The sequence below is a fragment of the Sphaerisporangium siamense genome, assembly GCF_014205275.1.
GTDB classification, from domain to species: Bacteria; Actinomycetota; Actinomycetes; order Streptosporangiales; family Streptosporangiaceae; genus Sphaerisporangium; species Sphaerisporangium siamense.
This window is the reverse complement of sequence record NZ_JACHND010000001.1, coordinates 5,454,960-5,472,233: the sequence shown is the minus strand read 5'-3', so window position 1 is coordinate 5,472,233 and position 17,274 is coordinate 5,454,960. Positions and strand designations below refer to the sequence as shown.

General features: G+C 73.1%; 14 protein-coding genes. 8 read left to right on the top strand and 6 right to left on the bottom strand.

All coding sequences use genetic code 11. From position 1 onward, the window contains the following. Nucleotides 1-160: 160 nt before the first annotated feature. Both BJ982_RS25140 and BJ982_RS25135 read right to left on the bottom strand, forming a co-directional pair. A complete protein-coding gene (locus BJ982_RS25140; RefSeq protein ID WP_184883970.1) occupies nt 161-1,837 on the bottom strand; it encodes a thiamine pyrophosphate-binding protein in 1,677 nt (558 codons plus the stop codon). 313 nt (nt 1,838-2,150) lie between these two features. After that, nucleotides 2,151-3,254 carry a M20 family metallopeptidase gene (locus BJ982_RS25135; protein WP_184883968.1) on the bottom strand — a complete coding sequence of 368 codons (1,104 nt, stop codon included), beginning with the start codon at nt 3,252-3,254 and terminating at the stop codon, nt 2,151-2,153. Between the two features lie 100 nt (nt 3,255-3,354). On the opposite strand from BJ982_RS25135, the gene BJ982_RS25130 reads away from it, so the two are divergent. From BJ982_RS25130 to BJ982_RS25115, 4 genes are all read left to right on the top strand, one after another. Beyond that, nucleotides 3,355-4,173, top strand: a complete 819-nt coding sequence (locus tag BJ982_RS25130; protein ID WP_184883966.1) for a thioesterase family protein — start codon at nt 3,355-3,357, stop codon at nt 4,171-4,173. 89 nt (nt 4,174-4,262) lie between these two features. Further along, nucleotides 4,263-5,315, top strand: coding sequence for a type III polyketide synthase (locus BJ982_RS25125; RefSeq protein ID WP_184883964.1), 1,053 nt, complete (start codon nt 4,263-4,265; stop codon nt 5,313-5,315). A gap of 58 nt (nt 5,316-5,373) precedes the next feature. Next, a complete protein-coding gene (locus tag BJ982_RS25120) occupies nt 5,374-5,922 on the top strand; it encodes an isoprenylcysteine carboxyl methyltransferase family protein (RefSeq protein ID WP_184883963.1) in 549 nt (182 codons plus the stop codon). Next, nucleotides 5,919-6,932: an NAD(P)/FAD-dependent oxidoreductase gene (locus tag BJ982_RS25115; protein WP_184883961.1), complete on the top strand. Its 1,014-nt coding sequence runs from the start codon at nt 5,919-5,921 to the stop codon at nt 6,930-6,932. The genes BJ982_RS25120 and BJ982_RS25115 overlap by 4 nt, the downstream gene beginning before the upstream one ends. Nucleotides 6,933-6,939: 7 nt before the next feature. Here BJ982_RS25115 and BJ982_RS25110 read toward each other — a convergent pair whose 3' ends face one another. Together BJ982_RS25110 and BJ982_RS25105 are read right to left on the bottom strand one after the other, a co-directional pair. Next, complete coding sequence (locus tag BJ982_RS25110; protein ID WP_184883959.1) at nt 6,940-8,622, bottom strand: DEAD/DEAH box helicase; 1,683 nt, start codon at nt 8,620-8,622, stop codon at nt 6,940-6,942. Nucleotides 8,623-9,238: 616 nt separating this feature from the next. Beyond that, nucleotides 9,239-10,516 carry a M14 family metallopeptidase gene (locus BJ982_RS25105; RefSeq protein WP_184883957.1) on the bottom strand — a complete coding sequence of 426 codons (1,278 nt, stop codon included), beginning with the start codon at nt 10,514-10,516 and terminating at the stop codon, nt 9,239-9,241. Between the two features lie 249 nt (nt 10,517-10,765). Between BJ982_RS25105 and mihF the strand changes: the two genes are divergently transcribed. Beyond that, entirely contained in the window at nt 10,766-11,074 is a 309-nt protein-coding gene (gene mihF, locus BJ982_RS25100) for an integration host factor, actinobacterial type (protein WP_184883955.1), read from the top strand. Between the two features lie 137 nt (nt 11,075-11,211). Beyond that, a complete protein-coding gene (locus tag BJ982_RS25095) occupies nt 11,212-11,502 on the top strand; it encodes a hypothetical protein (RefSeq protein ID WP_184617432.1) in 291 nt (96 codons plus the stop codon). 71 nt (nt 11,503-11,573) lie between these two features. Here BJ982_RS25095 and BJ982_RS25090 read toward each other — a convergent pair whose 3' ends face one another. Next, complete coding sequence (locus BJ982_RS25090; RefSeq protein WP_184883953.1) at nt 11,574-12,416, bottom strand: hypothetical protein; 843 nt, start codon at nt 12,414-12,416, stop codon at nt 11,574-11,576. A 399-nt stretch (nt 12,417-12,815) separates the two neighbouring features. Between BJ982_RS25090 and BJ982_RS25085 the strand changes: the two genes are divergently transcribed. Next, a complete protein-coding gene (locus tag BJ982_RS25085; protein ID WP_184883951.1) occupies nt 12,816-13,517 on the top strand; it encodes a hypothetical protein in 702 nt (233 codons plus the stop codon). A gap of 115 nt (nt 13,518-13,632) precedes the next feature. Here the strand turns inward: BJ982_RS25085 and BJ982_RS25080 are convergent, their stop codons facing one another. After that, on the bottom strand, nt 13,633-15,477 hold the full coding sequence (locus BJ982_RS25080) for an AMP-dependent synthetase/ligase (protein WP_184883949.1): 1,845 nt from the start codon (nt 15,475-15,477) through the stop codon (nt 13,633-13,635). A gap of 306 nt (nt 15,478-15,783) precedes the next feature. Between BJ982_RS25080 and BJ982_RS25075 the strand changes: the two genes are divergently transcribed. Continuing rightward, a complete protein-coding gene (locus tag BJ982_RS25075; RefSeq protein WP_184883947.1) occupies nt 15,784-17,268 on the top strand; it encodes a peptide MFS transporter in 1,485 nt (494 codons plus the stop codon). Nucleotides 17,269-17,274 lie beyond the last annotated feature (6 nt).

The following is a 17,274-nucleotide window of genomic DNA, read 5'->3' as shown; positions in this document are numbered from 1 at the left end:
TAGAGGAGGGCGGCCGCGGGCGATTTCGCGTTTCTCCCTCAGGTCGCGGACGAAGGCGGCGGGTTTCCCCGGTCACCGGCCGCCGTGACGAAGACCGGGCGCGGCCCGGGCACGGCGTCCGGCGGACCGCGCCCCGGCCGGCCGGGGCCGTCGCGGGAGGTCAGGAGTCGCGGCCGATGACCAGGTCGATGAGGAACGGCCCCTGGTGCTCCAGGGCCTGGGTGATCGCGTCGGCGACCTGCTGCGGCTTCTCCACCCGCACGGCGCGCACCCCGAGGGACTCGGCGAGCTTGGTGAACCCGAGCGCGGGGTGGCTGATGTCGAACATGCCGGGCAGTTCGTGCTCGGCGATGCCCTGGGTGCCCCAGTAGTGGACGACGTTGTCGTCCAGCGTGCGGTAGCGGCCGTTGTTGCAGATCACGAACTTGGCCGCGACGTCGTAGCGGGCGGCGGTCCACAGCGCCTGGAAGGTGTACATGGCGCCGCCGTCGCCGCTGAAGCCGATGACGGTGCGGTCCGGGTTGGCGATCTTCATGCCGACCGCGCCGGGCAGGCCGACGCCGAGGGTCCTGCCGCGGCTCTTGTGCCAGTGCCCGGGCAGGTTGGCGCGCAGGTAGCGCGAGATCGCCGGCGAGGACGACAGCGCCTCGTCGAAGACCATGGCGTCCTCGGGCAGGCTCCGGGCCAGCTCGTGGGCGAACACGGCCGTGGACAGGGGCAGGCTCTCGGCGTCCTCCAGGTCACGGGCGCGCGCCCGGTCGCGGGTCTCGGCCTTCTCCTCGGCGGAGGCGCGCAGGCGCTCGCCCGCGGCGGTGCGGGCCTCGGGGGTCATCTGGCGCTCCAGGGCCTCGGCGAGCAGGCCGAGCGTGTGCCGGGGGTCGGCCACCAGGCCGAGGTCCACGGGGAAGTTCTTGGCGATGGCCTCGCCGTCCAGGTCGATGTGCACGACTTTCGCCCCCGGCGCGAAGACGCCCTCCATCGCGGGGAAGACCTCGGGCATGACGTAGGTGCCGCAGACCAGCACGGCGTCCGCGGCGGCGGTGATCCTGTGGCTGGAGGTGCCGAACATGCGCCCGATCTCGCCCCGGCACAGGGGGTGGTCGGCGGGCAGGTTCACCTCCGACCAGTCCGCTCCCCACACCTCGGCGCCCCACGTCTCGGCGACCCTGGCCAGCTCGTCCTGGGCGCCGGAGAAGTGGACGCCGTCCCCGGCGATGATGATCGGGCGCCGCGCGCCGGACAGCAGCCGGGCGGCCCGTTCGACGGCGTCCTGGGACGGCCTCGCCGCGGCGTCCAGGAACGAGGTCGGCACGACCTCCTCCTCGATCACGGCGTCCATGACGTCGGCGGGCAGGACCACCAGCACGGGGCCGTACGGCGGCGTGGCGGCGATCTTGAAAGCGCGGCGCAGCATGCGCAGCGTGGAGGCCGGGTTGACCACGCGGGTGGACCACTTGGTGACCAGCTTGGCCATCCCCACCAGGTCGGCCGAGCCCTGGGAGTCCATGCCGTCGTAGGCCACGCCGGCCTCGCCCGCCACCACGACCATCGGCGTCTGGCCGCGCAGCGCCTCGTACAGCATGCCGACGCCGTTGCCGAGGCCCACGCCGTAGTGGAGTTGGACCAGCGCCGGCCTGCGGGTGGAGCGGGCGTACCCGTCGGCGATGCCCACCGCGGCGGCCTCGTGAAGGGTCAGCACGTACTCGATATCGGGAAAGCCGCGCAACTCGTCGAGAAAACCCTGCTCCACCGTTCCCGGGTTTCCGAATATATGCGTGACGCCGTCGGCCCTGAACTGCTCAAGGATCGCCACACGGGCGGGTCTGCTGGCGGCCATGTTCTCCTGCCTCTCTTCTGGTGCGGGGTCTCGCTCGCGGTAGGAGGGGGCGTCCGGCCAGGTCCCGAGCCTCGTGCACCCCCGTCAGGGACCACGCCCGCACGCGGCGTTCAGCCTCGGAACACGCTATCCGCCGTAGATCGCGGCGCATATGAAAGCGACTTGTGAATGGCGCACTATCCAATGTCGTGGTCCGCACTACGTCACATCGGCACACCACGTCGAATTGCCATTCCGAACGCCGGGCGCCCGCGCTTTCGATTGCCGCGCCGCGCCCGGCCGTGTCGCCGGCGGCCCTCCTCGGGGCCCGCGCTCAGGAGAGGAAGCGCGTCAGCGCGCGGTGGTACGGCACGACCGTGGTGAGGTCGGCGTACTCGTGGGGGCCGTGCTGGCCGTCGCCGCCGATGCCGAAGATGACGGCGTCGATGCCGCGCGCGTGGTAGAAGCGCCCGTCGGCGGCGCCGTGCTTGCGCAGGAAGGCGGGATCGTGGCCCTGCTCGCGCACGGCGCGCCACAGGGCGCGCACCTCGGGGCGGTCGCGGTCGGCGTGGTGGGGCGGGTCGAGGTGGCCGATGACCGGCGTGACGCCCGGCTCGCAGAACGACCGCAGGTGCTCGGCGACCTCCTCGGCGGTCCTGCCGGCGAAGTCGGCGTCCTCGGGCGGGTAGCGGATGTCGAGCCACGCCTCGGCGAGGGCCGGCACCTGGTTGCGCGCCGTGCCGGGGGCGGCGATCCTCGCGACGTTGACGGTGGTGCGCCACACCTCCTCCGCGGGCGTGGGGTACCGGGCCAGCAGGGCCTCCAGCGTGCGCGTCAGCTTGAGCACGGCGCTGTCGCCCAGCCAGGGGTAGGCGCTGTGCGCGCCGCGGCCGGTGGCGCGCAGGTCGGCGGTGACCATTCCCTTGGAGTCGGTGACGATCCGCAGGCCGCTCTGCTCGCCGATCACCACGAAGTCGCCGCGCACGCCCTGCTCAAGCTGGTGCAGCGTGCCGTCGCGGCCGCCGGTCTCCTCGTCGGTGACGAGCTGCAGCGCGATCGGGTACGGCAGCAGGGCCGCCCGCTCGCGGAACACCTGGGCCTGCACCAGCGCCGACACCTTCATGTCCTGGGCGCCCCTGGCGTACAGCCGGGTCCCCTCGCGGCGGGGGCGGAACTGGTGCGGCTCGGCGGGGACGACGTCGAGGTGGGCGTTGAGGACGACCCGGAACCGGGTGCGCGCGCCGGTGTGGAGCAGGGCGCTCGGCTTGCCGCCGGACTCGAAGCGCTCCACCGTGAAGCCGGGGCCGACGAACTCCAGCACCAGGTCCAGGGCTCTGCGCAGGTCGGCGGGGCGGTCGGCGGTGGACGGCACGGCCAGCAGTTCCTCGGCGGCGACCAGGAACGGCTCCGGCGGCCCGGCCGTGGGGGACGGCTCCATCGCCTCATCGTCCTCCCCGCGCGGGCCGCGCGCCAGAGCGCGCGCCGCGTGACGCCGTCAGGTGAGGATGTCACCCTGACCAAATATGAAAGGGGCAGATATGGCGTATTTCGCGGAGGCGACCGCGGTCTCCGCCCGGCGCGCGACGCCGGGCGGAGACGAGTACGAGGCCGCCGTGGACCCGCAGTGGAGCGTCGGCGGCCGGCCGCACGGCGGCTACCTGCTCGCCGTCCTCGGCCGGGCCGCGGCGGCGAGCGCGGGCGAGGCGCACCCCCACCTCACCTCGATCAGCGCGTCCTTCCTCGAACCGCCCGCCTTCGGCGCCGTCACCGTGCGGGTCGAGCCGCTGCGCGAGGGCCGCAGCCTCACCCACGCCCGCGCCCGCCTGCTCCAGGACGGCAGGCCCCGCGTCGAGGCGCTGCTCACGCTCGGGACGCTCACCGGCGAGGACGCGTGGTGGTCGGACGCGGAGCCGGTCGCGCTCCCCGCCGAGCAGGAGTGCCTCCTCACGCCCCCGGAGGCCCCGGGCGCGGGCTTCCCCGTCCCGCTCATGGAGGTCGTCGAGCAGCGGCTCGACCCCGCCGGCCTCGGCTTCGCCCTGGGCATCCCGGCCCGGCGCGGCGTCATCTCCGGCTGGCAGCGCCTGGCCGACGGCTCCGCCTGGGATCCGCTGTCGCTGCTGGTCGCCCTGGACCCGGTGCCGCCGGTCTCCTACGACCTCGGAGTCCCCGGCTGGGCGCCGACCGTGCAGTTCACCGCCTACATCCGCAGGCTGCCCGCGCCGGGGCCGCTGCGGGTGAGCATGCGGGCCCTGGACCTGACCGGCGAGCGCCTCGACGAGACCGCCCACGCCTGGGACGACAAGGGCCGCCTGGTCGCGCACGCCACCCAGCTCGCCGGGGTGCGCGTGCCCGGCTGATCGTCTCACCGCCGCGGCCGGGGTATGCGCGCGGGCGGGGTGGGCAAGACAGAGATGTCCCCCACTGTCGGCGAAGCGGGAACATTCCTATGACGCGAATCGCGGCGGTCCGCGGTGCCCTTCCCCCCCATCGTTATCCCCAGGCCGAGATCACGGACGCGTTCGCGCGCATCTGCCTGCCCCCAGGGGCGAGCCGGCGCCTGCTGGACCGTGTGCACACCGCCGCCCAGGTCCGGCACCGCCACCTGGCCCTGCCACTGGAGGAGTACGGCAAGCTGGACGGCTTCGGCGCGGCCAACGAGAAGTTCATCGAGGTGGCCGTCGACCTCGGCGCCGAGGCGGTGTCGTCCGCCCTGGAGGCCGCCGGGCTGGCCCCCGCCGACGTCGACATGATCATGTTCACGTCCGTCACCGGCATCGCCGCCCCCTCGGTGGACGCCCGGCTGGCCGGACGGCTCGGGTTCCGCCCGGACGTCAAGCGGGTGCCGGTCTTCGGGCTCGGCTGCGTCGCCGGCGCGGCGGGGATCGCCCGCCTGCACGACTACCTGCGCGGGTGGCCGGGGCACGTGGCCGTGCTGCTGTCGGTCGAGCTGTGCTCGCTCACCTTGCAGCGCGGCGACGCCTCCCCGGTCAACCTCGTGGCGAGCGGCCTGTTCGGCGACGGCGCGGCGGCCGTGGTGGCCTGCGGGGACGACAGGCCGGCCGCCGGGCCCGAGGTCGTCGGCACCCGCGCGCACCTGTACCCCGGCTCGGAGGGCGTGATGGGGTGGGACGTCTCCGACACCGGTTTCCGGGTGGTCCTGGACACCGGCGTCCCGGACGTCGTGCGGGCCTACCTGCCCGCCGACGTGGACGCGCTGCTGGCCGCGCACGGCCTCACCGCGCGGGACGTGGCGGCGTGGGTCTGCCATCCGGGCGGCCCGAAGGTGCTGCACGCGGTCGCCGAGAGCCTGGCGCTGCCCGAGGGCGCGCTGGAGCTGACCTGGCGGTCGCTGGCGGACACCGGCAACCTGTCCTCGGCGTCGGTGCTGCACGTGCTGCGCGACACGCTCGCGCTGCGTCCTCCCCCGCCGGGCACGCCGGGGGTGCTGATGGCCATGGGGCCGGGCTTCTGCTCCGAGCTCGTCCTGCTGCGCTGGTAGGGCGCGGATGTCGCCGCAGGCCCTCGCGCAGATCATCGACCCCCTATCATTCGGCGCCATGTCACCCTGGTACGTCCTTCTGGTGCTCCTCGTCGGCGCCGAGCGCGTCGCCGAGCTCGTCGTGGCACGCCGGAACGCCCGCTGGAGCCTCGCCCGGGGCGGCGAGGTGTTCGGCCGTGGCCACTACCCGTGGATGGTCGCCCTGCACACCGGCCTGCTCGCGAGCTGCCTGCTGGAGACCGGCCTGGCGCACCGCCCCTTCGTCCCCGCCCTCGGCGTGCCCATGCTCGTCCTGGTGGCCGCCGCCCAGGGCTTGCGCTGGTGGTGCATCACCGCGCTCGGCCGCCAGTGGAACACCGAGGTCATCGTCGTGCCCGGCCTGCCCCGCGTGACGCGCGGCCCCTACCGGCTGTCCTGGCTGCGCCACCCCAACTATGTGGCCGTCGCCGTGGAGGGCGCCGCGCTGCCGCTGGTGCACGGGGCCTGGGCGACCGCGGCGGTCTTCACCGTGCTCAACGCGGTGCTGATGGTCGTGCGCGTCCGCTGCGAGGCGGCGGCGCTCACCACGCTCGCGCCGGCCCGCGCGCCCGGCGAGGCGGCCGCGTGATCGACGTGCTGGTCGCCGGGGGCGGGCCCGCGGGCCTGGCCACCGCCATCCACGCGGCGCTCGCCGGTATGGAGGCCGTGGTGGTGGAGCCCCGGGCCACGCCCGTCGACAAGGCGTGCGGCGAGGGCCTGATGCCCACCGGCGCCGCCGCCCTGCGCGCCCTCGGCGTCACCGCGCCCGGGCGCCCGTTGCGCGGCATCCTCTACGCCGACGAGCGCCACCGGGTGGGCGCGGAGTTCCGGCACGGCCCGGGCCTCGGCGTGCGCCGCACGACCTTGCACGCGGCCCTGGCCGGGCGCGCGGCCGAGGTCGGGGTGAAGCTCGTCCCCGGGCGGGTGGAGGGGCTGCGCCAGTACGAGGACCACGTGGAGGCGGTGGGGATGCGGGCGCGCTGGCTGGTGGCGGCCGACGGCCTGCACTCGCCGCTGCGCGCCCTGCTCGGGCTGGAGCTGCCGGCCCGCGCGCCGCGCCGGTACGGGCAGCGCCGGCACTACCGCCTGGCCCCCTGGACCGACTTCGTCGAGGTGCACTGGGCCCGGGGCGGCGAGGCGTACGTGACGCCCGTGGCCGACGACCTTGTGGGCGTGGCCGTGCTGAGCGGCGAGCGCCGCCGCTACGACGAGCACCTGGCGGCGTTCCCCCACCTGCTGGCCCGGCTGGACGGCCCCGCCGCGACGCCGGTGCGCGGCGCCGGGCCGCTCAGGCGCCGGGTGCGCGCCCGCGTGGCCGGGCGGGTGCTGCTGGTCGGCGACGCCGCCGGGTACGTGGACGCCCTGACCGGCGAGGGGGTGTCGCTCGGCCTGACCTCGGCCCGCGCGCTGGTCGCCTGCCTGCGGGCCGGGCGGCCCGAGGCGTACGAGGGGGCGTGGCGGCGCCTGTCGCTGCGCCACCGGCTGCTCACCGAGGCGCTGCTGGCCGCGCGGCGGCGCCCCGGCACGGCGCGGCTGGTGGTCCCGGCGGCGCGCCGGCTGCCCGCCGTGTTCGCCGCCGCCGTCAACGCGCTGGCCTGAGCCGGGGTCAGCGGGGAGAGAAGCGCTCGCGGCGTACGGTGACCTTCCTGCCCTTGATGGTGCTCTGGCGCAGCGAGGCGATGACGTCGTCCGCCGCCTGCTGCGGGACCTCCACCAGCGAGAACCGGTCGGCGATCTCGATCGCGCCGATGTCGCGCCCGCTCAGGCGCGACTCGTTGGCGATCGCGCCCACCAGGTCCTGCGGGCGCACCCCGGCGCTGCGCCCGGCGCCCACGAAGATGCGGGTCATGCCGCTGGAGGACGCGCGGCCGCGCCGCTCCTCGCGCCCGCCCTGCTCGCGGCGCCCGCGGCCCTCGCGCTCCGGCCGCAGGGGAAGGTCCGGGATCTCCTCCTCGTCGGCGGCGGCGCCGCTGGCCTCGTGCGCCAGCTTGACCGCCGCCATGGCGATCTCCATGACGTCGAACTCGTCGGCCAGGGTGTCCACCACGACCCGGAAGTGCTCCAGGTCGTCCTCCAGGATGCTGGCCTCCAGGGCCGAGCGGGTCAGCTCCAGGCGGCGGGCGCGCAGGTCGGCGACCGTCGGGACCTTCTCGACCACGATGCGGCTCTTGGTGACCCGCTCGATGGTCTTGAGCATGCGGTGCTCGCGCGGCTCGGCCAGCGTGATCGCCACGCCCTCGCGCCCCGCCCTGCCGACCCGGCCGATGCGGTGGACGTAGGACTCCGGCGCGGAGGGGACGTTGTAGTTGACGACGTGGGTGAGCTGCTCGATGTCCAGGCCGCGCGCGGCGACGTCGGTGGCCACCAGCAGGTCGGCGGTGCCGGCGCGCAGCCGCGCCATCACCCGGTCGCGCTGCTCCTGCCCCATGCCGCCGTGCAGGGCCTCGGCGCGGTAGCCGCGGCCGTTCATCGTCTCGGTGAGCTGGTCGACCTCTTCGCGGGTGCGGCAGAACACGATCGTGGCCTCGGGGGCCTCGACGTCCAGCACCCGGCCGAGCGCGGCGGGCTTGTGCGCGCGGGAGACGACGTAGGCGCTCTGGCGGACGCGGGGCGCCTCGCCGGGGGCGGTGGACTCGCGCTCGATCTGGATGCGCACCGGCTCCTTCAGGTGGGCGCGGGCGATCGAGTCGATGCGCGGGGGCATCGTGGCCGAGAACAGCACGGTCTGGCGGTCCTCGGGGGTCTCCGTGAGGATGGCCTCGATGTCGTCGGCGAAGCCCATGTCGAGCATCTCGTCGGCCTCGTCGAGCACGACCAGTTTGAGCGATTCCATGCGCAGCGTCTTGCGGCCCATGTGGTCCAGCGCGCGGCCGGGGGTGGCGACGACGACGTCCACGCCCCGCTGCAGCTCCCTGAGCTGGCGCCCGATCGGCTGGCCGCCGTAGATCGGCAGCACGCGGGCGCCGAGTTCGCGGCCGTAGCGGTGGATCGCCTCCGACACCTGGACGGCCAGCTCGCGGGTCGGCACGAGCACCAGCGCCGTCGGGGCGCCGCCCTCGCGCTCCTCCCGCGGCATGCGCTGCAGGATCGGCAGGGCGAAGGCCGCGGTCTTCCCGGTGCCGGTGGCCGCCTGGCCGAGCAGGTCGTGGCCGGCCAGCAGCGGCGGGATCGCCTCGCGCTGGATCGGCGTCGGCTCCTCGTACCCCAGGGCCAGCAGCGCGCGCAGGAGCTCGGGCCGCAGCCCGAGGTCGGCGAAGGCCATGGTGTCCTCGGTGACGTCGGGGGTCATGATCGGGCTCCTCGTTCCAGGGCGGACGCGCAGGGGTGCTCCCCTACCAGGTGCTATGGTTCCAACCCGCGGCACGCCCACCGTCCGCCGGGGGCCCGCACCGGCGGCTTCGGCCGACCCGGGATGGCGCCCCCGGACGCGCCAGGCCGCGCTCCCTGTGGTGGGAGCGGTCCTTTGATGCCTACGGGACAGGAAAGCTTACTTCAGACCGCCGGGGGCCCGTATCGCCGCACGACGTCCCGCGGATCCGGGCGGGTGTCCGCGCCGCCGGTCCGGCCGTGATCCCACCCCCGATTCCGGACGGGGTCACGGCCGGGGCGACGGCCGCGCCGGCGTCCCGGGACACCGGCGCGGCGACGGACGGCGCCGCGTTCCCGGGGGGCCACGAATCCCGGCCGGGTCGGCGGACGCCGTCGCACCTGGTCGCTTCCCGACGCCTGGTCAGGAGATTTGCAGGTGTCTGTACTGAGAGTCACGTCTGCCCGCAAAAAGCGAAAGGTCCCGAAAATTCGCATTACCTGGTGACTGCTGAGAAAGAAGCGAATCCGCGGGACCCCTGGGACAGGCCCGTCATCTCCCGTCGCCGTGGTACGCGGGTCCGGGAGCGGCGGGGACGCTACGCGCAGTACTGCGACTGCTTGCCGATGATGCGGTAGACGCAGTCGGCGTACTCCAGGAAGCGCAGCACCGCCTCCTTGTTGCGCGTGGTCTGCGGGACGATCTGCTCATCGGGCGGGTAGAACCCCGGCGAGCTGCCGCGCGGGTACATCTCGAAGGTGTAGCTGAAGATCTTGTGGTTGAACCACATCCAGTCGTTGACGCTGCCGTCGGTGATGTACAGGTCGCTGGACTGCTCGGGGGTGTAGCCGTTGGTGCTCGCCATGTTGCGGCCGAGCGTGGCGAACGCGCTCGCGTCGTCGGCGGTCAGGCCGGGCGCGGTGTCGTTGTAGGTGTAGCCGTACGGCCACAGCACCAGCTCCGAGTAGGTGTGCCAGTCGATGTGGGCCTTGATCTGCTGGACGCCGCCCACGACCCGCCCTCGCACGAAGTTCGCCGCCGCGCGCACCTCGGTCGCGGACTCGGCCGACGGGCCGCGGTAGGTCTCGCTGGAGGTCGAGCCGGAGGACCCGCCGCAGCAGCCCCACTTGTAGGCCCAGTTGCGGTTCAGGTCGGTGCCGACATAGGACGAGCCGGAGTTCGGCTGCCGGTTCTTGCGCCAGGACCGGTAGGAGCCGGTGGCGATGTCGTACTCGCCGCCGTCGGGGTTGAGGTCGGGCAGGATCCAGATCTCCCGGGTGTTGATCAGGTTGGTGATCCTGGTGTCGGTCCCGTAGGAGCTGGTGAACAGGTTGAGCAGGTAGAGCGCCATCTCGACGGTCAGGTGCTCACGGGCGTGCTGGTGGTGGGTGAACAGCACCTCGGGCTCGTCCTCGTCCACGCCGGCGTTGTCGCTCACCTTGACGGCGATCAGGTCGCGGCCGCCGTAGGAGGTGCCGTAGCTCGTCTTCCTGAGCAGGTTCGGGTACCGGGCGACGAGCTGGTTGATCTCGGCGGTCATCTCGGCGTAGTTGTGGTAACCGGAGTCCGCGGAGGGGAAGTCCTGCGGGCGCGGCAGCGACGGGGCGAGCGGCCGCGGCAGCCGTTTGACCGTGTACCCGAGGTCCTTGATGGCGGCGACCTCGGCCTCGCTGGCGGTGACCACGACCGAGGCGGCGGCCACCTCGTCGATCGCGGCGCCGGTCCGCACCACGGCGGTCCGCTCCTGGGCCGTGCTCGGCCCCTGGACCAGGTACTGGTAGTTGCCCGGCGGCTCGGCGGCGGCGCCCACCGCGGTGACGCCGCTGGTCAGCAGCAGTGCCAGGACGGCGAACGCGACGTACAGACGTCGTCTCACGTGTTCCTCCCTCAGGCGCGCGCTCGGGGGTTTCGCCACGCGCCTTCACTGAGAGTCAGGCCGTGAGTCCGAACTTTGAAGACCCAAATTTTACGATTTATGTGACATGTCGAGGGAGATGGGCAGCGGCCCGGAACAGGCCCTGGCCTGGAGAACCCATGATTAACGCCCGACGTGGGGGTAACACACCCCCGACCGCAACGAAGCGGTCATACGCCCCACGACATCGAACCATCCAAGGAGTACTTGATGGCCCTCCCTGTCCTCACCCCCGAGCAGCGCCAGGCCGCTCTCGTCAAGGCGACCGAGGCCCGGCAGGCGCGCGCGGCGCTCCTCGCGCGCTTGAAGACCGGGGAGCTGACGCTGGCCCAGTTGTTCGACCGCGAAGACGACACGGCCAAGAAGATCAAGGTGTCGCAGGCCCTGCGCGCCCTGTCCGGGATCGGCCCCACCAAGGCCGCCGCGCTGATGGAGCGGGCCGGCGTGGACGAGAAGCGGCGCGTCGGCGGCCTCGGCGCGCAGCAGCGGCGCAAGCTCGTCGAAGCGGTCACCCGCTGAGCGTGCGGCACGGCCGGCCCAGGGTTCGGCGCACTGTCCGGCACGGCCCCGCCGATCACCGGCGGGGTGGCGTTCTCCCGGAGATCGCCACCGCATAGTCTCCCTGTGACGGACACCGCTGCGGGAGGCGACCACCTTTGAGCAAGCTCACCGACGACGAGCGCAGGGACCTGGCCGACATCCTGTCCAGCCCCGAGCTGAACCACCCGCGCGTGCACGCCGACCGCGAGGTGGGGCAGCAGCTGGCGGACTTCTTCCGCAGGGACATGCCGGACGTGGACGAGGTGGTGATCGGCCGGGTGTTCCTGCGCGCGGCGGTCACCATCACCCAGCTCGGCGACGCCGGGATGCCGGTCGACCAGATCGCGAACATCCTCACGCTGAGCGCTCTGGACCTGACCGCCCTGGAGCTCGCGCGGGAGCCGTAGACCGTCCGGAGACGACGGAACGCCCGGCCCCGCGTGGGGACCGGGCGTTCCGCCGTTCGCTCATCGGCCCGTCAGCCGACGACCTTCACGTAGTCGGTCGCCGACGACCCGTACAGGCCGCGCGCGCCCTCGAAGACGACCTTCCACGTGCCGGACCAGTAGGCCGGGATCCTCGTGTAGAAGGTCCCGTCCGGGTTGGTCCCGATCGTGTCAACGTACTGCCACCGGCCGCCGCGCGCGGGGTGGAAGTACACCTTGACGTCCTGCCAGCCGACCTGGCGCCAGCTGCTCCAGCGGTGGTCGTCGCGGCAGCGGCCGTCGCCGACGACGAAGACGTCGCCGTTCCACCACCAGTTGCCACGGCACCTGGCGGCGGTGAGCCTGCCTTCGAGCGTCAGCTTGCGGCCCTTCCTGACCGGCTCGGGGCTCGCGTCGAACCCTTCGATCCGCGTCGCGCGGGGGCCGCGGTACGGCTTGTGCACGGTCACGTGCCGGACGTGGAAGGAGGACTCGGCCTTGACGACCTTGCCGTCGCGTCCGGTCGCCTCGACGTACACGACCCACTTGCCGTCCGGGTCGTGGCGGTCCAGGACGACGCTCCGGGTCCAGGTCTTCCACTCCGCGCCACCGGCGGACGCCTTCGCGGCGCCGGGGCACGGGTTGCAGTCACGCGCGCCGCCCTGCCCCGTCGGCCCGAAGCCGATCTTGACGTCCGTGGCGTTCACGGTGTGGACCGTGGCCGTGACCGTGACGTCATCGGACCCGCGGATGACCACCGGGTCGGGGGTCACCTTGACGGATTCGATGCTCACCGGGTCGTCCGGCGCCGGGTCGGCCAGCGCCGGAGCCGCCACCGTGAGCACCGAGGCGCCCATGGCGGCCGCCACCAGAGCGGTGGCGATGCGTTTCATCATGCGGACTTTCCTCTCCCCGTAGAGAAAGGCATCCCAAGCGGGGGTGTGCCTACGTCATAGACGCTCTCAGGACGGGGAAAGTTGCCGGGAATCGCCCCACTGATTATTACAAAATGGACACTCCGCCACACAGGTTACGGCAGGACGTATGCCTATTTGTCCTATTTCCTAGCTACATGTCGGCGTGAGGTAGCACTTCGAGAATAATGCGAGTTTCCTGGATATATCACGCGCCATGTCCCATGTGCCCGTCTCACCTGCCGTGCGAACCGGCCCTCCCCGTCGGTGCGGGCCTTGGCGACGCTCCGCCACTTCCGGCCCCCGTGCTTCCTGAACTGCACCGTGACCCGCTGACCGGGGAAGGACCAGTAGTCATACCTGCCCGTGGGATCGACCCGCATGAGGGTGCCGGAGACGCGCACCCGCCACGCGCGCCCGCGCACCGGGGTCACGCGGACCCCGCTGAACATCGTGGCCTTGCGGAACAGGAACGTCGAGGAGGCCGTCGAGCGCGCTCCCCCGGCGTTCCTCGCGGTCGCGACCACCCGCCACCGGCCCGCCGGGTACCAGCGGGTGAGCCCGACCGGCGGATCGAACCGCCACAGCTCCCAGCCCGGCCCCGCGAGGCCGGCCACGGCGGCGCCCGAGCGGGCGGCCAGGGAGGGCCGCGCCGCGACCGCGGGCCGCGTGGCGGGCCTCCCACGGGCCGGGGGGCGCTTCCGCGGGGAGCGCTTCACCTGCGCCGGTGAGCGCTTCACGTGCGCCCGGGGGCGCTTCACGGCGCGGCGGCGTGCCGGTTCGACGCGCAGGGTGACCCCGTTCCTGCCGGAGGCGCCCCGGGCCACCACCTCGACGACCAGGCGGACCACGCCACGGGGCCGGGCCACCGGGCTCCTCGGGCGGATCCGCACCGACCGGATGGCCGGCCGCTCGGGAGCCCGCGCGGGCCCCGCCGCCGGAGTCCCCCGGGACGAGGGCGGGGGCGCCGCGGCGGGCGCCGCCGGCGCCTCCGCCAGGACCGCGAGCCCCACCAGCCCGGCCACCGAGGACGTGAGCAGACGTCTCATGGTCATGCGGTGGAGGCTAGGCACCGGCCGGTAAACCCCCGGAGCCCGACACGCGCCCCCTCGGGTAAAACACCGGCCGACGGGACGACGCCGGGACGACGCCGGGACACAGACGGGGACAGGACCGCCGGGACGGAGGGGGCCGCCGGTCAGCCCTCGTACATGGCGTCGATCACCTCGGCGTACCTGGTGTGGATGACGCGCCGCTTGAGCTTGAGGCTCGGGGTGAGCTCGAACGTCTCGGCGGTCCACTCGTCCGGCAGCAGGCGCCACTTCTTGACCTGCTGGACGCGGGCGAGCTTGCCGTTGGCGGCGGCGACGGCGGCCTCGACCTCCTTGAGCACGTCGGGGTGCGCGGCCAGCTCGGCGAGGGTGGTGAACTCGATGCCGTGCCCGCGCGCCCACACCGGGGCGACCTCGCCGTCCAGGGTGAGGACCGCCACGACGTAGGGCCTGCGGTCGCCGTAGGCGAGGGCCTGGCCGATGAGCGGGTGCTCCTTGAGGTAGTTCTCGGTGTTGGCCGGGGAGATGTTCTCGCCGCCCGCGGTGATGATCAGTTCTTTCTTGCGGTCGAGGATGCTGACGAAGCCGTCCTCGTCGATCGAGCCGACGTCGCCGGTGCGCAGCCAGCCGTCCTCGTCGATGAGCTCGGCGGTGGCCTCGGGGCGGTGCAGGTAGCCCGGGGTGTTGGCCGGGCTGCGGGTGATGATCTCGCCGTCCTCGGCGATGCGAACCTCGACGCCGGGGCCGGGCCGCCCGACCGTGCCGAGCTTGAACTCGCCGTCGCTGTTGGCGGTGAACGCCCCGCTGGTCTCGGTCATGCCGTACACGTCCAGGACCTTCATGCCGAGGCCGGCGAAGAAGCGCTGCACCTCCAGCGGCATGGGCGCCGCCGCCGTGGCCAGCCAGCGGGCGTTCTCGAAGCCGATCATGGACCGGATGATCGCCAGCAGGGCCGCGTCGGCGCGGTCGTAGGCCGCGGTGACCTCGGGGGACGGCGTGCGGCCGTACTGCAGCGCCTCCACGTACGCGAGGCCGGCGGCCATGGCGGCGCGCACCTGGTCCTGCTGTTCCTCCGGCTGGGTGCTGAGCAGCGCCTGCAGGCGGGCCATCATCTTCTCCCAGACGCGCGGCACGCCGAAGAAGAGCACGGGCTTGACCTGGCCGAGGACGGCGCCGAGCTGGGCCATGTCGGTGCAGAAGTGGATGTGGGAGACCTTGAACAGCGGCAGGTACAGGCTGAGCACGCGCTCGGCGATGTGGGCGTAGGTCAGGTAGGAGATCTGCGGGCCGCGCTCGGGCAGCCGGGTCAGGCGGTCGGTGCCCACGACCTCGTAGAAGATGCCGGCGTGGGTGAGCGGCACGCCCTTGGGGTCGCCGGTGGTGCCGGAGGTGTACAGCACGCTGAGCACGTCGCCCGCGGTGACGGCGGCGGCGCGGGCCTCCACGGCCGCCGGGTCGCGCGCCAGCTCGCGCTCGCCGAGCGCGAGGAAGTCGTCCCAGCTCATGAACCGCTCGCCCTCGGGGGCGCCGGACAGCACGATGACCTTGCGCGGGCCGCCGGGCCCCGCCAGGACCTGCCGCCAGCGGTCGAGGTCGTCGGGGCCGCCGAGCACCGCGATGCGGGCGCCGACGTCCCCGGCGACGAAGGCGACCTGGTCGGGGGCGAAGGTCGAGTAGATCGAGCAGGCCACGCCGCCGGCGTGGACGGCGCCGAGGTCGGCCAGGACGTGCTCGCTGCGGTTCACCATCATGAGCGCGACGGCCTCGCCGGGGCCGAGGCCGAGCGCGGCGAAGCCCGCGGCGATCGCGAGGACGCGGCGGCGGGCCTCGGCGTAGGTCAGGGTGGTCCAGCCGCCTTCGGGCGCGGGGTCGGAGTAGGCTGGGGCGTCGGGGAAGCGCTCGGCCGTGAGCTTGAGCTGATCGCAGATGGTGCGGCCGGCGATCTCGGCCTCGATCTCGGAACGTTCCGCAATGACCCGGGGGTCGGCCATGTCGCGCCTCCTGGTGATCCCGCGTGCACAGGTGGCATGCATCGCACCACAGGCGTTCATGGCAGACAAGACCTCGCGGGTGAGAAGGGACGCCCCTCCTCCCGGCGGCCCCGGGGGGTGTCCGGACGGCCACGCGGCGTGATCAGGTAGACGGACAGCGAGCGCCCATATTTGTACAGTGAGCACTTTTTCGGATATTCAGGACAATCGGCCCATCTGGTCGGAGCGTGCCTGACGCCCGTCCGGAGGCGATCACGCGGTCTCGGGGGAGATCGCGGCACCTGAGCGAAACGGGGGCGTACCGGCATGTCCGTAGAGGCCGGCCAGCGCGCGCGGGAGAGAACGATCTTCGGTCATCCGCGCGGCATCGTCACGCTTTTCATGACCGAGATGTGGGAGCGCTTCAGCTTCTACGGGCTGCGCGCCATCCTGTTCTTCTTCCTGGTCGCCACGGTGTCCGGCGGCGGGCTCGGCCTGCCCAAGACCACCGCGACCGCGGTCGTCGGCGTCTACGGCGCGCTGGTCTACCTGCTGGCGCTGCCCGGCGGATGGCTGGCCGACCGGGTGCTCGGCGCGCGCAAGGCGGTGCTCGCCGGTGGCTGCGTGATCATGCTCGGGCACATCTGCATGGCCGTCCCGATCGAGGGGGCCACGCTGGTGTGGCTGGGCCTGGGGCTGATCGTGGCCGGCACCGGCCTGCTCAAGCCGAACATCTCGACCATGGTCGGCCGGTTGTACCCCGAGGGCGACAACGCGCGGCGCGACGCCGGATTCTCCATCTTCTACCTGGGCATCAACCTCGGCGCCTTCGCCGCCCCCTACGTCGTCAGCAACCTGGCCAAGGACGGCAGGTGGCACCTCGGCTTCGGCGCCGCCGCCGTCGGCATGGCCATCGGCCTGACCCAGTACGCCCTCGGCGGACGGCACCTGCGCGGGGCCGGCGACGAGCCGGGCCACCGCCTCACGCCGGAGGAGGGCCGCCGCTTCGGCAGCATGGCGGTCGCCGGGCTCGCGACCACGGCGCTCGCCCTCGGCCTGTGGGCGCTGTCGGGCACGCTCACCATCGACAGGTTCACGGTCGCGCTCACCGTGGTCACGATCCTGGTGCCGATCGCCTACTTCGCCTACATCCTGCTCGGCAGCCACAACCTGACCTCCGGCGAGCGGACGAAGATGAAGGCGTACGTCTGGCTGTTCGCCGCCGCCGCCGTGTTCTGGATGATCTACGACCTGGCCCCCACCGTGCTCAACGACTTCGCGGCCGAGAAGACCGACCTGCGGCTCTTCGGGCACTCCATCACCGCCGCGACCACCCAGTCGTTCAACCCGCTGCTGATCCTGATCTTCGTGCCGGTGTTCGCGGCCCTGTGGGTGCGGCTCGGCGCCCGGGTGGGGGCCGCGCAGAAGTTCTCCGCCGGGCTGTTCCTGGTCGGCGCGAGCTTCCTGGTGATGGCCTACGCGGCCCACCTGGCCCAGTCCGGCAGGATCTCGGTGTGGTGGCTGTTCCTGGTGTACCTGATCCAGGTGTTCGGGGAGCTGTCGCTCAGCCCGGTGGGCCTGTCGGTGACCACCGAGCTGGCCCCGCGCGCGTTCCGGAGCCAGATGCTCGGGGTGTGGTTCCTGTCGTTCGCCGTCGGCGACGCGATCGGCGGCCAGACCGCGCGGCTGCTCGGGCACATGTCCGAGCCCGCCTACTTCGCCACGCTGGCCGTGATCGCCGTGGCCGCCGCGGCGGTGCTGCTGGGCTTCTCGCGGCGGCTGCGCGTGCTGATGGGCGAGGTGCCGGCCTAGGCCCGC

Excerpts from the sequence above, each read along its gene's own strand:
- BJ982_RS25140 (WP_184883970.1), bottom strand. The coding sequence starts at position 1,837 with ATGGCCGCCAGCAGACCCGCCCGTGTGGCGATCCTTGAGCAGTTCAGG.
- BJ982_RS25135 (WP_184883968.1), bottom strand. The coding sequence starts at position 3,254 with ATGGAGCCGTCCCCCACGGCCGGGCCGCCGGAGCCGTTCCTGGTCGCC.
- BJ982_RS25130 (WP_184883966.1), top strand. The coding sequence starts at position 3,355 with ATGGCGTATTTCGCGGAGGCGACCGCGGTCTCCGCCCGGCGCGCGACG.
- BJ982_RS25125 (WP_184883964.1), top strand. The coding sequence starts at position 4,263 with ATGACGCGAATCGCGGCGGTCCGCGGTGCCCTTCCCCCCCATCGTTAT.
- BJ982_RS25120 (WP_184883963.1), top strand. The coding sequence starts at position 5,374 with ATGTCACCCTGGTACGTCCTTCTGGTGCTCCTCGTCGGCGCCGAGCGC.
- BJ982_RS25110 (WP_184883959.1), bottom strand. The coding sequence starts at position 8,622 with ATGACCCCCGACGTCACCGAGGACACCATGGCCTTCGCCGACCTCGGG.
- mihF (WP_184883955.1), top strand. The coding sequence starts at position 10,766 with ATGGCCCTCCCTGTCCTCACCCCCGAGCAGCGCCAGGCCGCTCTCGTC.
- BJ982_RS25090 (WP_184883953.1), bottom strand. The coding sequence starts at position 12,416 with ATGATGAAACGCATCGCCACCGCTCTGGTGGCGGCCGCCATGGGCGCC.
- BJ982_RS25085 (WP_184883951.1), top strand. The coding sequence starts at position 12,816 with ATGAGGGTGCCGGAGACGCGCACCCGCCACGCGCGCCCGCGCACCGGG.
- BJ982_RS25080 (WP_184883949.1), bottom strand. The coding sequence starts at position 15,477 with ATGGCCGACCCCCGGGTCATTGCGGAACGTTCCGAGATCGAGGCCGAG.
- BJ982_RS25075 (WP_184883947.1), top strand. The coding sequence starts at position 15,784 with ATGTCCGTAGAGGCCGGCCAGCGCGCGCGGGAGAGAACGATCTTCGGT.